The organism is Kitasatospora sp. NPDC093679 (genome assembly GCF_040683455.1).
Lineage (GTDB): Bacteria > Actinomycetota > Actinomycetes > Streptomycetales > Streptomycetaceae > Kitasatospora > Kitasatospora arboriphila.
This window is the reverse complement of the sequence record NZ_JBFBDW010000059.1, coordinates 1-13076: the sequence shown is the minus strand read 5'-3', so window position 1 is coordinate 13076 and position 13076 is coordinate 1. Positions and strand designations below refer to the sequence as shown.

At 74.7% G+C, this 13076-nt stretch carries 13 protein-coding genes; 6 read left to right on the top strand and 7 right to left on the bottom strand.

The genetic code is table 11. From position 1 onward, the window contains the following. Positions 1–23 precede the first annotated feature (23 nt). Both AB0O09_RS32685 and AB0O09_RS32680 read left to right on the top strand, forming a co-directional pair. The gene (locus AB0O09_RS32685; protein ID WP_363548189.1) at positions 24–890 is read left to right on the top strand and encodes a UbiA family prenyltransferase; all 867 of its coding nucleotides are present in this window, start codon (positions 24–26) and stop codon (positions 888–890) included. Positions 891–1117: 227 nt separating this feature from the next. Continuing rightward, positions 1118–2101 carry an aldo/keto reductase gene (locus tag AB0O09_RS32680; RefSeq protein ID WP_363548186.1) on the top strand — a complete coding sequence of 328 codons (984 nt, stop codon included), beginning with the start codon at positions 1118–1120 and terminating at the stop codon, positions 2099–2101. A gap of 34 nt (positions 2102–2135) precedes the next feature. Here AB0O09_RS32680 and AB0O09_RS32675 read toward each other — a convergent pair whose 3' ends face one another. Continuing rightward, on the bottom strand, positions 2136–2927 hold the full coding sequence (locus AB0O09_RS32675) for a hypothetical protein (RefSeq protein WP_363548184.1): 792 nt from the start codon (positions 2925–2927) through the stop codon (positions 2136–2138). 117 nt (positions 2928–3044) lie between these two features. On the opposite strand from AB0O09_RS32675, the gene AB0O09_RS32670 reads away from it, so the two are divergent. After that, positions 3045–3554: a pyridoxamine 5'-phosphate oxidase family protein gene (locus tag AB0O09_RS32670; protein WP_363548181.1), complete on the top strand. Its 510-nt coding sequence runs from the start codon at positions 3045–3047 to the stop codon at positions 3552–3554. Positions 3555–3640: 86 nt separating this feature from the next. Here the strand turns inward: AB0O09_RS32670 and AB0O09_RS32665 are convergent, their stop codons facing one another. The 6 genes from AB0O09_RS32665 to AB0O09_RS32640 form a co-directional block, all read right to left on the bottom strand. Next, positions 3641–5203, bottom strand: a complete 1563-nt coding sequence (locus AB0O09_RS32665) for an APC family permease (protein WP_363548267.1) — start codon at positions 5201–5203, stop codon at positions 3641–3643. A gap of 138 nt (positions 5204–5341) precedes the next feature. Continuing rightward, entirely contained in the window at positions 5342–5785 is a 444-nt protein-coding gene (locus AB0O09_RS32660; RefSeq protein ID WP_363548178.1) for an MmcQ/YjbR family DNA-binding protein, read from the bottom strand. Next, entirely contained in the window at positions 5778–6224 is a 447-nt protein-coding gene (locus AB0O09_RS32655) for a VOC family protein (RefSeq protein WP_363548177.1), read from the bottom strand. Before AB0O09_RS32655 ends, AB0O09_RS32660 begins: the two co-directional genes overlap by 8 nt. 66 nt (positions 6225–6290) lie before the next feature. Beyond that, positions 6291–7139, bottom strand: a complete 849-nt coding sequence (locus AB0O09_RS32650; RefSeq protein WP_363548175.1) for an AraC family transcriptional regulator — start codon at positions 7137–7139, stop codon at positions 6291–6293. Between the two features lie 396 nt (positions 7140–7535). Next, on the bottom strand, positions 7536–8354 hold the full coding sequence (locus AB0O09_RS32645; RefSeq protein ID WP_363548173.1) for a lysophospholipid acyltransferase family protein: 819 nt from the start codon (positions 8352–8354) through the stop codon (positions 7536–7538). A 41-nt stretch (positions 8355–8395) separates the two neighbouring features. Then, positions 8396–9211 carry a GNAT family N-acyltransferase gene (locus AB0O09_RS32640; RefSeq protein WP_363548171.1) on the bottom strand — a complete coding sequence of 272 codons (816 nt, stop codon included), beginning with the start codon at positions 9209–9211 and terminating at the stop codon, positions 8396–8398. A 479-nt stretch (positions 9212–9690) separates the two neighbouring features. Here AB0O09_RS32640 and AB0O09_RS32635 point away from each other — a divergent pair, with 479 nt between their 5' ends. The 3 genes from AB0O09_RS32635 (at position 9691) to AB0O09_RS32625 (ending at position 12985) form a co-directional block, all read left to right on the top strand. Continuing rightward, positions 9691–10917, top strand: a complete 1227-nt coding sequence (locus AB0O09_RS32635) for a GAF domain-containing protein (RefSeq protein WP_363548168.1) — start codon at positions 9691–9693, stop codon at positions 10915–10917. A gap of 146 nt (positions 10918–11063) precedes the next feature. Then, the gene (gene adh / locus AB0O09_RS32630) at positions 11064–12581 is read left to right on the top strand and encodes an aldehyde dehydrogenase (protein ID WP_363548165.1); all 1518 of its coding nucleotides are present in this window, start codon (positions 11064–11066) and stop codon (positions 12579–12581) included. After that, positions 12581–12985, top strand: coding sequence for a DUF779 domain-containing protein (locus tag AB0O09_RS32625; RefSeq protein WP_363548162.1), 405 nt, complete (start codon positions 12581–12583; stop codon positions 12983–12985). Before adh ends, AB0O09_RS32625 begins: the two co-directional genes overlap by 1 nt. Positions 12986–13076 lie beyond the last annotated feature (91 nt).

Genomic DNA, 13076 nt, shown 5'->3' with positions numbered 1-13076 from the left:
CGGCGAGGCCCTAACCTGACGGCATGTCCAGTGGGATGGACGCGGCGGCGGCCGGGCGGTGGATCCGCCGGCCGGCCCTGTTGCTGGCCGCGTGCCACCCGGCCCCGGCCGCCGCCGTCACCGCCTTCGCCGCGGGGCTCGCCGCCGCCGCGGGCCGCGGCAGGGGTGCCGTCCTGCTCACCGCAGCCGCCACGGCGGCCGGCCAGCTGTCCATCGGCTGGTCCAACGACTGCATCGACTCCGCTCGGGACACCGCCGCCGGACGCGCCGACAAGCCGCTCGCCCGCGGGGCCCTCACCCGCGGAGCCCTCACCCCCGGGGCCCTCACCCCCAGGACGGTCGGTACCGCGGCGGCCGCCGCCCTCGCCGCCGTCGTCCCGCTCTCGCTCGCCTGCGGCACCCGGGCCGGGGCAGCCCACCTCACCGGCGTCGCCGCCGGCTGGGCCTACAACCTCCGGCTGAAGCGGACCGCCGCCTCCTGGCTGCCGTACGCGGTGGCCTTCGGCGCGCTGCCGGCCTTCGCCGCGGCCGACGTCCCGCCCTGGTGGGTGACGGGCGCGGCGGCGCTGCTCGGCTGCGGGGCGCACTTCGCCAACGTCCTCCCCGACATTCCGGCGGACCGCGCCGCCGGCGTCCTCGGACTGCCCCAGCGCCTGGGCCGCCGCCCGTCCGCCGCGGTCGCAGCCGCCGCGACCTCGGCCGCCACCGCCGTCCTCGTCCTCGGCCCCGGGCGGCCCGTCCCCCCGGCGGAGGGCGTCGCGCTGGCCGTCGCCGTTGCCACCGCCCTGCTGGCCCCGGTCGCGCCCGGCCGGATCCCCTTCCTCGCCACCATCGCCGTCGCGGGCCTGGACGTCGTCCTCCTGCTCGCCCGCGGCCCGGCCACCCCCTGACCGCCCCCCTGACCGCCCCCCTGACCGTCCACGCGACCGCCCGCTGCCCTGCTGTGCTGCCCCGCGTTGCCCCGCACGGCGCCCGCCGCTCCGCACAGCGCCCGCCACCCCGCACATCACCCCGGGAAACCGTCCGCCCGCCCGGCCCGCCGTCCGACCGCCCGGTCGCTCGGTACGGTGGACGGTGATCGTGCACCTCCTTCCCGCTGGTCATTGAGAGGCTCCCCATGGAAAAGCGTGTCCTCGGCCGGACCGGCCGTCCCGTCTCTGTCGTCGGCCTCGGTACCTGGCAGTTGGGTGCGGACTGGGGCGACGTCCGCGAGCAGGACGCCCTTGCCGTGCTGGACGCCGCGGTCGAGAGCGGTGTCACCCTGTTCGACACCGCCGACGTCTACGGCGACGGTCGGAGCGAGCAGCTGATCGGACGCCACCTGAAGGAGCGTCCGGACGCGGGGGTGTTCGTCGCCACCAAGTTCGGCCGCCGGGTCGAGCAGCGGCCGGAGCACTACAACCTCGCCAACTTCCGTGCCTGGGCGGACCGTTCCCGGACCAACCTGGGTGTGGACCGGCTCGACCTGGTGCAGCTTCACTGCCCGCCGACCCCGGTGTACTCCTCGGACGAGGTCTTCGACGCCCTGGACACGCTGGTGGCGGAGGAGCGGATCGCCGCGTACGGCGTCAGCGTCGAGACGTGCGCCGAGGCGCTGACGGCGATCGCCCGGCCGGGCGTGGCCAGCGTGCAGATCATCCTCAACGCGTTCCGGTTGAAGCCGCTGGAGCAGGTGCTGCCGGCCGCCGCCGAGGCGGGCGTCGGCATCCTCGCCCGGGTACCGCTCGCCTCCGGTCTGCTCTCCGGTCGCTACACCCGGGACACCGTCTTCCCGGCGGACGACCACCGCACCTACAACCGGCACGGCGAGGCGTTCGACCAGGGCGAGACCTTCTCCGGGGTGGACTTCGCGACGGGCGTCGAGGCGGCCGTCGAGTTCTCGGCGCTCGCCCCGGAGGGTGCCACCCCGGCCGGGACGGCGCTGCGCTGGATCGTCCAGCAGCCGGGCGTGACGACGGTGATTCCGGGTGCCCGCAACCCCGAGCAGGCCCGCGCCAATGCGGCGGCCGCCGCGCTGCCGCCGCTCTCCGACGCCACCCTGACGGCCGTCCGCGACCTCTACGACCGCCGGATCCGCCCGCAGGTCCACGACCGCTGGTGAGCCACCGCGGCCGCCCGGTCGGCGCGCTCGTGCGTCAGAGCGCCACGACCGGGCGGCCGAGCAGTTCGTCGCACCAGCCGTCGTCGTCGAGCAGCTCCGCGAGCTCCGGGTCGCGGTACGCGGTGGCGAGCGGCAGCCAGGCCAGGAACGAGCCGTAGCCGCCGCAGGTCGCGGACCCGCCGTCCCCGCCGCACATCACGCCCGGATCCGCGGTGACCTCCGGCCGGTACGGGTCCCGGGCGATGCGCAGCCCGAAGGCGTTCGGCCGGTGTTGCGGGCCGTCCGGGGCGCTGAACGGGTCGTCGGTGTCCGGGTGGGTGGCGCCCCAGCGGAAGAGCGTCGGTGCACCCGCCCCGCAGGCGTACTCCCACTCGTCGGGGGTGGGCAGCCGCCAGCCGTGTTCCTCGAAGTCCACCTCCCCGACGTCGACCGCCTCGACGCCCACCAGCAGCGTCGGCAGCCGCACCGTCCGGACGGGGCTCAGCACCGCGGTCAGGTGCGTGCGCAGCTCCGCCGGGAAGCCGAAGCCGCGGCAGCTCTCCGCGTACGAGGCGGCCTGCTCCGGCGTCGCCTCGAAGGCGGCGGCGTCGAAGCCCAGCCGCACCTCGCCGCCGGGCACCAGCGCGAATTCCCGCCCGTGCAGCACCACGGTCGCGGTCCCGTCCGGCGCCACCGCCCAGCCGTCCGCCGCCAGCCGTTCTGCGGCCGTCCGCAGCACCCGGCCCCGCCATCCGTCCGTGCCGCCCCGCCACGCCCGCAGGGTCAGCTCCCCGGTCTCCGTGCTCTCCGCCCCCGCCATGCCTGCCATACCCGCCGTGCCCGCCATGCCCGGGATCCTGCCATCCGCCCCCGACACCGGGGTGCCCCGGTACGACCACCGTGCGCCCCGAGGACACCCCTAGGCTGGAGGAAGGACCCGCCACCGTCGGAGGGAGAGGCCGCCATGACCGAGCCGACCGCCGGGCGCCCGCACATGCCCGGGTACGGCATCCGGCCCGCGGACGAGGGCACCGGTCTGCTCAGCTGGGAGTGGGCCGAGAAGCGTCTGACCGGGTCGCACGACTACTGGGTGTGCTCGGTGCGCCCCGACGGCCGTCCGCACACCATGCCGGTCTGGGGCGTGTGGCTGGACGGCGCGTTCTGGTTCTCCAGCAGCGTCTCCTCCCGCAAGATGCGCAATCTCGCGGAGCGGCCGGACTGCGTGGTCACCACCGAGGACCCGCGGGACCCGGTGGTGCTGGAGGGCCGGGCCGAGCCGACCGCCGACCGGGCCGAGATCGCGGGCTTCCTGGCGGCACTGAACGCCAAGTACTCGGTGGCGTACGGCGTCGACTTCCTCGACCCGGCGGTCAACGCCACCGTGCGGGTCCGCCCGGCGCAGGCCATCGGCCTGTTGCACACCGACTTCCGTGGCTCGCCGACCCGCTGGCGCTTCACCGACGGCGAGGACTGACCACGACGAGCGCCGACGCTGACGAGCAACGACGCTGACGAGCAATGACGCTGACGAGCAACGACGCTGACGAGGGGTGCCGGCCCTCAGGGCGCGGTGGCCGGGTCCGCCGCCTCCTTGGGCACGTCCGGCCGGCGGAACCACGAGCCCTGCACGGCCCACTGCACGAGCATCAGGATCACGCCCAGCACCAGCGCGCCGATGCCGATGACCGTCACACCGCCGGTCTTGCCGAAGATCGGCAGGTCGATCGAGGTGGAGCCGTAGTCCGGGTCGGCGTACACGTCGAAGGCGCCGTAGCAGAAGAAGTACAGCAGCATCAGGCCGCCCAACAGCGGGGCGACGCCCTTGAGGACGAAGTCCTTGACGCTGCGGGTCAGCACCTTGCGGTAGTACCAGACACAGGCGAAGCCGGTCAGGCCGTAGTAGAAGGCGATGCCGAGGCCGACGGATGCGATCGAGTCGGCGAGGACGTTGCCGCTGATCGCGGTGAGCAGGACGTAGAAGGCGATCGAGGCGATGCCCATGCCGATGGTCGACCAGGTCGGTGTCAGGTGGCGCGGATGCACCCGGCCGAAGTGCGAGGGCAGCGCCTTGTGGGCGGCCATCGAGAAGCTGGTGCGCGCGGTCGGCAGGATGGTCGTCTGGGTGGACGCCGCCGACGAGGTCAGCACCATGAAGATCATCAGCTTGCTGAGGAACCCGCCGAAGCCGGTGGTGCCGAACACGGCGTCACCCAGCCCCGACAGCACGTCCCCCGAGTTGTCCTCGTTGCCGAGCCCGATGCCCTTCGTACCGACGCCCGCGAAGGCCATCGCCGCGGTCGACACCAGGGCGTAGATGAGCAGCAGGAGGACGGTCGAGATGACGGCGGCCCGGCCCGGCGTGCGGGCGGCGTCCGCCGTCTCCTCGTTGACCGACACGGCGGTGTCCCAGCCCCAGTAGATGAAGACCGCGGAGAGGATGCCCGCGGTGAACGCCGTCGACGAGGACACCTCGAACGGGTTGAACCAGGAGGCGTCCACCGTGATGGCGGTGGACGGCGGGTTCGAGCCGTACACCTTGACCAGCGCCGTCACCGAGAGCAGGACCAGCATCACGACCTCGATGCACAACAGCCATCGTTGCAGCGCCGCGGACAGCTCGATGCCGATGTAGCAGATCCAGGTCATGACGACGATCCAGACGACGCCGGCGACGGTCGTCCAGGTCGTCGAGTTCGCCAGCGAGTCCAGGCCGAACAGTTGGAAGCCGTAAACGCCCGCGATCTGCGCCAGGTTCGCCATCACGATGATGTCGGCGACGATGATGCCCCAGCCGCCCATCCAGCCCGTGCGCGGGCCGAACGCCCGCGCCGCCCAGGTGAACGTCGTCCCGCAGTCCGGGTCGGAGGCGTTCAACTCCTTGTAGGAGAAGGCGATCAGCAGCATGGGGATGAACGCCAGGATGGTGATGATCGGCGCCTGCAGGCCGACCCCGACGACGATGATGCCCAGCGTCGCCGCGAGGCTGTAGGCGGGGGCGGTGGAGGCCAGGCCGATGGCGACGGACGACACCAGGCCGAGCGCGCCGGTCTTCAGACCCTTCTCGCCGGCACCCGAGCCGGTCGAACGGGGTGCGGTGGAAGGAGTCTGATTGCCGGGAGGCATCGACACCGGACCCACCCCCTCTCTCCAGCCCGGAGGCTGTGACGGGGCCGCAAGGGCAGGAACTGGGCACCATCGTACGCCCGTACGCTCCACCGCTCTCGGCGTCTGTATCACCTGTGACCTGCGCAGACGTCAAATTCACCCGGTGGGCCCAGCCTCCGTGGTGCCCTCCCGGGCCATGGCGCGCAGCCGTGCGGGGGCCACCAGGAGGAAGGCGTCGAGCACCAGGTCCTCGACCTGCCGCCAGTCGACCTCGACGTCCAGGTACACCCCGATCCAGCCGCGGCCGCCCACGTACGGCGGGCGGAAGTACCGGTCCGGATCGGCCGCCACCAGGTGCTCCTGCACCCCGGCGGCGGCCGCCGCCCAGAAGCCCGTCCGGTCGTCGTGGTGCCGGTCCGAGGTCACGGCGAACATCGGCCGGCCCGCGAACCAGGCCGCCTCCCCGTGGCTCGGCCGCTCCTCGGCTCCGGGCAATGCCAGGCACAGCCCGCGCAGCCGCTCCAACGCCGCCCGCAGCACCGCCCCGTCCCGGCCCGCAGCCTCGCCCGCCGCCTCCCCCTCGCCCGCCGTCTCAGCCACGGCCGCGCGGCTCGCCGCGGTACGTGCCGAAGTACCAGCGGTTGCCCTCCGGGTCGCGGGCGGCGAAGTCCCGCGAACCGTAGTCCGTCCCGTGCAGGGCGTCCACGATCTCGGCGCCCGCGGCGACCGCCCGCGCGTGCACCGCGTCCGGGTCCGCCGTCACCACGTACGCCCCGAGGCTGCCCGGCGGGGTCGGACCGCTGCCCCGCGCGCCGTCGGCACCGCCAGGGTCCTCGCGGACCGAGCCCAGCATCACCCCGCCGCCCTCCGGCCAGCTCAGCTGCGCGTGGTGCACCACGGAGCCCTCCCCGTACACCACCGTCTCCTCGAAGCCGAACGCCTCCACCAGGAAGGCGATCAGCTTGCGGGCGTCGTGCGACCGCAGCGTCGGCCACACCTGCGGTGCGGGCGCCCCGTCCGGGGCCTGTGCCGTACCCATCACTCCACCTCCGTGCCGCGTCGGCCGGTGCCGGTCGCACCCGGGGCCGTCGCGCACCCCGTGCCGTCACACCCCAGCCTGTACCGCGGCCGGAACCCGGGCTTGGACGAATCGGAACTCCTCCGCCAGCCACACGCTCGGCGCGACGCCGGCCAGCGCACGGAACTCCCTGGCCAGGTGCGCCTGGTCGAAGTACCCGCACCGAGCCGCGAGTTCGGCCAGCCGGCCACCGTCCGACGCGGCCATCCGGCGGGCCCGGTCGAAGCGCACCACCCGGGCCGCGGCCTTCGGCGACAGCCCCGTCTCCCGCCGGAACCGCGCCGCTAGGTGCCGCTCGCTCCAGCCGACCTCCGCCGCCAGCGCCGACACCGGCAGCCGCCCGCCGCTGCGCCGCAGCAGTGCCCACACCCGCCGCACCTCCGGCGCCGCCTCGCCGTACGGCTCCGCGAGGCGCGGCAGCAGCGCGTCCAGCACCGCGAACCGCTCCGGCCAGCCGGGCGCGGCGAGCAGCCGCTCCCGGACCTCCCCGGCGAGCGGCCCGAGCAGGTCCTCGGCGGGCAGGTCCAGACCCGCCAGCTCGCCCGCTGGCAGACCCAGCAGCGGGCGCGCGGCCAGCGGGTCCAGCGCCACCTGGATGCCGGACTGCCGGCCGGGGTGGGTGATCAGCGCGGGCGTGGTGTGCAGCCCGCCCAGCAGCGCCGTGTAGTCCTGCGGCCCACGGCCGGGTTCGGGATGCACCGCCACCGTCAGCGGGTCGTCCAGCGTGAAGATCAGCGTCAGCCACGGCGAGGGCAGGCCCCGGTGCCGGCCCGGCGGCAGACCGGCCTGCCGGTACCCGGAGTACCGGGCCGCGTACCGCGCCATCGCCCCGGTCGGCCGCACCCGGGGACCTTCGTCCACCACCGCCTCGTCCACCCCGCCAGTATCGGCCCGCCGGGCGCCGCGCGGGGTGGCCGGGTGAGACCCGGGTCACATCCGGCGGGGTGGATGTCACACCCGGGCCCCCTGTGCTGCTCTCGATCGGTGACCGCACACGGGAGGCACACCATGACCGGCACCGCAGCGACCGGCAGCACGGACGGCACGGACGACGGCGACGGGACGACCCGGGACTTCGTCGACCACCGCGACCTGCTCTTCTCGATCGTCTACAGCATGCTCGGCACCGTCGCCGACACCGAGGACGTGCTGCAGGAGACCTGGCTCGCCTGGTCCGGCCGCACCCCCGCCGCCGTCCGCCAGACCGCCCACCGCGCCCGCGAGCACGTGCACGCCCGGCGCCCCCGCTACCGCACCGACGCCGCGCTGCGTTCAGGCGGCGGCCGGCAGCCGGTCGGCCGTGTGTCGGACACCTTCGACGGGAGCCGCCGGGGCGGGCAGCAGCGGGGTGCCGAACACCGCCGCCTGCGCCGCCGCGGCCAGCTCGCGGCGGCCAGCCGCACCCGCCGGGAGCGGCGCACGGAACTGGACCTCCGCCACCAGCCCGCGGGCGGCGATCACCCGGCGCAGCGAGGCGAGCAGCCCGTCCTCGCCGACGAACGCCGCGACGGTCGCCGTCCGCCCGTCCGCGAGCCGGTAGCGCAGCGCCATCGGCTGGACGGTCGCGCGGGCCCGCACGGCCGCCTCGAACAGCGCCGGCCGGAACCGTCCGCCGCGCCGCCCGCACCAGGTGCTGCCCTCGGGGAAGACCGCCACCCGCTCGCCGCGGCGCAGCGCCGCCGCGATCCCGTCCACGGTGGCCGGCAGCGCGCGCAGCCGGTCCCGGTCCAGGAACAGGGTGCCCGCCCAGGCCGCCAGCGGGCCGAGCAGCGGCCAGGTCCGTACCTCCGTCTTCGCCAGCATCCGCGCCGGCCGGACGGCCGCCACCAGCAGGATGTCCAGCCACGACACGTGGTTGGCCACCACCAGCACGCCGCCGTCCGTCCGGGGGGCCGGGCCCGCCCGCAGCTCCACGCCGAACGCGGCGAGCAGCAGCCGTGCCCAGCGCTGCACCAGCCGCTCGCGCAGCGCCGGCCCGCAGCAGCCGCGGACCACCGGTGCCAGCGCCACCCCGGCCAGCAGCAGACCCGCGCAGGACGCGGCGCGCAGCAGCTGCCGCCCCGGGCCGACCACCGGGTCGGGGGCGGCCACGCAGTCCTCCGGCGTGCAGGGCGCCGTCGGCAGCCAGGCGCTCACAAGGCGGGCCCGGCGGACAGGAAGTGCCGCAGGTAGCGCGGGTCGGTCCGCTCCAGCGACAGCAGCACGTACAGGTCGGCGACGCCGAAGTCCGGGTCGTGCGCGGGCTCGCCGCACACCCAGGCGCCCAGCCGCAGGTAGCCGCGGAGCAGCGGCGGGATCGCGGCGCGGGCCGGCCGGGCGACGCCCTCGTGGTCCCAGGGGCGCAGCGGCGACACCCGGTACTCCTCCGGGGCGAGGTGCTTGGCGAGGACGGCGTCCCGGACGCCCGCGGCCTCCGTGCCGCCGTCCGCCAGCGGGACGGAGCAGCAGCCCGCGACCCAGGTGTTGCCGGTCGTCGTCAGGTAGCGGGCGATGCCGCCCCACATCAGGTTGATGACGGCTCCGCTGCCCCGGTGGTCCGGGTGGATGCAGGAGCGGCCGACCTCCACCAGGCCGTCCCGCAGCCCGGCCAGCCGGGACAGGTCGAACTCGGTGTCGGAGTACAGCCGGCCGGCCCGGCGCGCCGCCTCCGGGCGCAGCAGCCGGTAGGTGCCGACCACCTCGTTGGTGCCGTTCTCGCGGACCAGCAGGTGGTCGCAGTGGTCGTCGAAGGCGTCGACGTCCAGGCCGGGCAGCGGGCTGTCCAGGACGGCGCCCATCTCCTCGGCGAACACCCGGTGGCGCAGCCGCTGCGCGGCCCGCACGTCGCCCTCGTCCTGGGCCAGCGCGACGCTGTAGCCGACGGGCACGGGAGCCTGCGGGGTCCGGGCGGCCTGGGGAGCGGCGGCCCGGTCGGGGACGGACGGTGTGAGGACGGGGGCGGTGGTCATCTCGGCTCTCCCTGCTCGTGGACGGGACTGGACGCACTGCGCTCCGGACCGGCCCTTGTCCCGTCACGTTCATGACGGGTGGGTCACCCGTATGTCTCCCGTGGCAGGTCGGCATCGAGGTGGCCGCCCGACAGAGCGCAGATGTGGACCGGCTGAACGCCTGGCGCGGCCCTCGCACCGCCCGCCGCCGGGGCCCCGGGAGCCCGTCCCGACCCGTCCGCCCCCGTCCCGAGCCGCGCGGCCCCGCCCCGACCCGTCCGCCCGGGCCGCACCCCGCTCGCACGGGCGCGCTCCACCGGAACGGGTCGGTCCCACCGGAACGGGTCGGCCCCGCCGGCCCGGGGCATCCCGACTTCGCGGTGCGGCGTGCTGGCCGCACCCGCCGGGGGTCGGCCACACTGGCCCGATCGGGACGGGCGGCCCCACGGGCGGGGCCGGCCGTGCCCGCCGTCGACGACGAGGTCGAAGGGGTCGATGCTGTGCGTGGAGATCTTCGCCGGCGCAGGGCCGCGCTGGAGGACGAGTGGTCCCGCTGGGTGCCCCACCGGGCGGCCCGGCCGCAGCACGCCGCGGACGGCACCGGGGTGCGCCCCGAGGTCGCGGACTCCTGGCTCCGCTCGCTGACCACCGTCGACCCCGCACGCACCGCCGCCCCGCCCTCCGACCCCGGCGCGCACGGCCCCGACTGGGCGCACTCCCCGCTCCGCGCCCCGGTCGACGCCGTCGCCGACGAACTCCGGGCCATCGCCGACGACGCGGGCTTCATCGCCGCCGTCACCGACGAGGCCGGCACCATCCTGTGGACCTGCGGCGGCCCGGCCATGCAGCGCAAGGCGGAACGGGTCAACTTCGCGCCCGGCGCCCGCTGGGACGAGCAGGCGATGGGCACCAACGCCCTGTCGCTCGCCCTGAGCAGCGGCCGCGCCGCCACCGTCTTCTCCGCCGAGCACCTGGTCTCCGTCCTGCACGGCTGGGTCTGCTACTGCGCGCCGATCCGCCGCCCGGACGGCAGCATCGCCGGCACCCTCGACCTCTCCACCACCTGGGACCGCTCGCACCCGCTCGCGCTGTCCACCGTCCGCACCCTCGCCGCCGCCGTCGGCGCCGCCCTGCCCGCGGCCCCCGGCACCACCACCCGCCCCGAGGGACTGCGCCTCACCTGCCTCGGCCGCGAACAGGCCACCCGCGACGGCGTCCCGCTGCACCTGCCGCCGCGCCGCCTGGAGATCCTCACCCTGCTCGCCCTGGAGGCCGACGGATTCACCGCCGAACGGCTGCGCACCGCCGTCTACGGCGACCGGCCGGTCACCGCCACCACCGTCAAGGCCGAGATCTCCCACCTGCGCCGCGACCTCGGCGGCGCCGTCTCCGCCCGCCGCTACCGGCTCACCACGCCCGTGCAGTGCGACGCGGCCGAGGTGCGCCGCGCCCTCGCCGCGGGCGACACCGCCACCGCCGTGCGGCTGTACACCGGCCCGCTGCTGCCGCACTCCGACGCCCCCGCCGTCGTCGAGCACCGCACCTACCTGGAGGTCGCCGTCCGCGCCGCCGTCCTCGCCGCGGCCGACCCCGCGCCCGCCCTGCGGTACGGCGAACTCGCCCGGTACGACGCCGAGGTGCACGAACACGCGCTGCGGCTGCTCGCCCCCGGCGACGGACGGCGTGCGGTGGCGCTCAGCCGGCTGCACGCCGCCCTGCGCGACTGACGACCGTTCCGACCGGGGTCCGCCGGGCGGTGCCAACCTTTCACCAACCCGAAGGGGTGAGAGTGGCCACCGTCCACGGCGGCCGGTCCTGGGACGACGGCCGTCGGACGCCACCCGTACGCGTCTTCCGACGAGGAGAGCCGCCCATGGTCTACGCCCGGCCCGGAACCGAAGGCAGCATCGTCAGCTTCGCCCCCCGCTACGACAACTTCATCGGCGGCAAGTGGGTCGCCCCGGTGGAGGGCCGCTACTTCGACAACCCCTCGCCGATCACCGGGCAGACGTTCTGCCAGGTCGCCCGCTCCTCGGCGGCCGACGTCGAACTCGCCCTGGACGCCGCGCACAACGCCGCCGAGGCCTGGGGCCGCACCTCCGTCACCGAACGCGCCAACGTCCTCAACCGGATCGCCGACCGGATCGAGCAGAACCTCGAGAAGCTCGCCGTCGCCGAGAGCTGGGAGAACGGCAAGCCCGTCCGGGAGACCCTCGCCGCCGACCTCCCGCTCGCCGTCGACCACTTCCGCTACTTCGCGGGCGTGGTGCGCGCCCAGGAGGGCGGCATCGCCGAGATCGACGCCGACACCGTGGCGTACCACTTCCACGAGCCGCTCGGCGTGGTCGGCCAGATCATCCCGTGGAACTTCCCGATCCTGATGGCCACCTGGAAGCTCGCCCCGGCGCTCGCGGCCGGCAACTGCGTCGTCCTCAAGCCGGCCGAGCAGACCCCGGTCTCCATCCTGCTGGTCGTCGAGCTGATCGCCGACCTGCTGCCGCCCGGCGTCCTCAACGTGGTCAACGGCTTCGGGGTGGAGGCCGGCAAGCCGCTCGCCTCCAGCCCCCGGGTCGCCAAGGTCGCCTTCACCGGCGAGACCACCACCGGCCGCCTGATCATGCAGTACGCCAGCGAGAACATCATCCCGGTCACCCTCGAACTCGGCGGCAAGAGCCCGAACATCTTCCTGCCGGACGTCATGGCCGCCGACGACGAGTACCTGGACAAGGCCGTCGAGGGCTTCGTGATGTTCGCCCTCAACCAGGGCGAGGTGTGCACCTGCCCGTCCCGCGCGCTCGTCCACGCCTCCATCTACGACGAGTTCATCGCCCGCTGCATCGCCCGCACCGAGGCGATCACCGCCGGCGACCCGCTCGACCCCGCCACCATGATCGGCGCCCAGGCCAGCAACGACCAGTACGAGAAGATCCTCTCCTACCTGGACATCGGCCGGCAGGAGGGCGCCGAGGTGCTCACCGGCGGCGGCGCCCGCACCGTCCCCGGCCTGGAGGGCGGTTACTACATCGAGCCGACGATCTTCCGCGGCAGCAACGACATGCGGATCTTCCAGGAGGAGATCTTCGGCCCGGTGGTCTCCGTCGCCACCTACGACACCGTCGAGGAGGCCCTGCACATCGCCAACGACACGCTCTACGGCCTCGGCGCAGGCGTCTGGACCCGCGACGGCAACACTGCCTACCGCCTCGGCCGGGCCATCAAGGCGGGCCGGGTGTGGACCAACTGCTACCACGCCTACCCGGCGCACGCGGCCTTCGGCGGCTACAAGAAGTCCGGCATCGGCCGCGAGACCCACAAGATGATGCTCGACCACTACCAGCAGACCAAGAACCTGCTGGTCAGCTACTCCGGCCAGAAGCTCGGCTTCTTCTGATGAAGCCGGCCCCCGCCAGGATCGAACTCACCGGTCCGGCAGAGGAGTTGCTAAGGACGCTGGTGGCCGTGCACGGGCCGGTGATGTTCCACCAGTCCGGCGGCTGCTGCGACGGCAGCGCACCGATGTGCTACCCCCGCGGCGAGTTCCGGGTCGGCGCCTCGGACCTGCTGCTCGGCCGCGTCGCCGAGGACACCCCGTTCTGGATCAGCGCCGACCAGTACGCGTACTGGCGGCACACCCACCTCACCGTGGACGTCGTCCCCGGCCGCGGCAGCGGATTCTCCCTGGAGGCACCCGAAGGCGTCCGCTTCCTGCTCCGCTCCCGCCTCTTCACCGAGACCGAGGCCGAACTCCTCGCCGCCCAGGCCCCGCCCCCGACCGGCGCCGAGCACCAGCCCTAGGTGTTCTGACCACGGAGGTTGGTGACGGGGTTCACGGCGGTGTGATCTTGAAATGAGTGAGGGCCTTCTGGCCAGGTGTGGATTGCGACAT

Excerpts from the sequence above, each read along its gene's own strand:
- AB0O09_RS32685 (WP_363548189.1), top strand. The coding sequence starts at position 24 with ATGTCCAGTGGGATGGACGCGGCGGCGGCCGGGCGGTGGATCCGCCGG.
- AB0O09_RS32680 (WP_363548186.1), top strand. The coding sequence starts at position 1,118 with ATGGAAAAGCGTGTCCTCGGCCGGACCGGCCGTCCCGTCTCTGTCGTC.
- AB0O09_RS32675 (WP_363548184.1), bottom strand. The coding sequence starts at position 2,927 with ATGGCGGGCACGGCGGGTATGGCAGGCATGGCGGGGGCGGAGAGCACG.
- AB0O09_RS32670 (WP_363548181.1), top strand. The coding sequence starts at position 3,045 with ATGACCGAGCCGACCGCCGGGCGCCCGCACATGCCCGGGTACGGCATC.
- AB0O09_RS32665 (WP_363548267.1), bottom strand. The coding sequence starts at position 5,203 with ATGCCTCCCGGCAATCAGACTCCTTCCACCGCACCCCGTTCGACCGGC.
- AB0O09_RS32655 (WP_363548177.1), bottom strand. The coding sequence starts at position 6,224 with ATGGGTACGGCACAGGCCCCGGACGGGGCGCCCGCACCGCAGGTGTGG.
- AB0O09_RS32640 (WP_363548171.1), bottom strand. The coding sequence starts at position 9,211 with ATGACCACCGCCCCCGTCCTCACACCGTCCGTCCCCGACCGGGCCGCC.
- adh (WP_363548165.1), top strand. The coding sequence starts at position 11,064 with ATGGTCTACGCCCGGCCCGGAACCGAAGGCAGCATCGTCAGCTTCGCC.
- AB0O09_RS32625 (WP_363548162.1), top strand. The coding sequence starts at position 12,581 with ATGAAGCCGGCCCCCGCCAGGATCGAACTCACCGGTCCGGCAGAGGAG.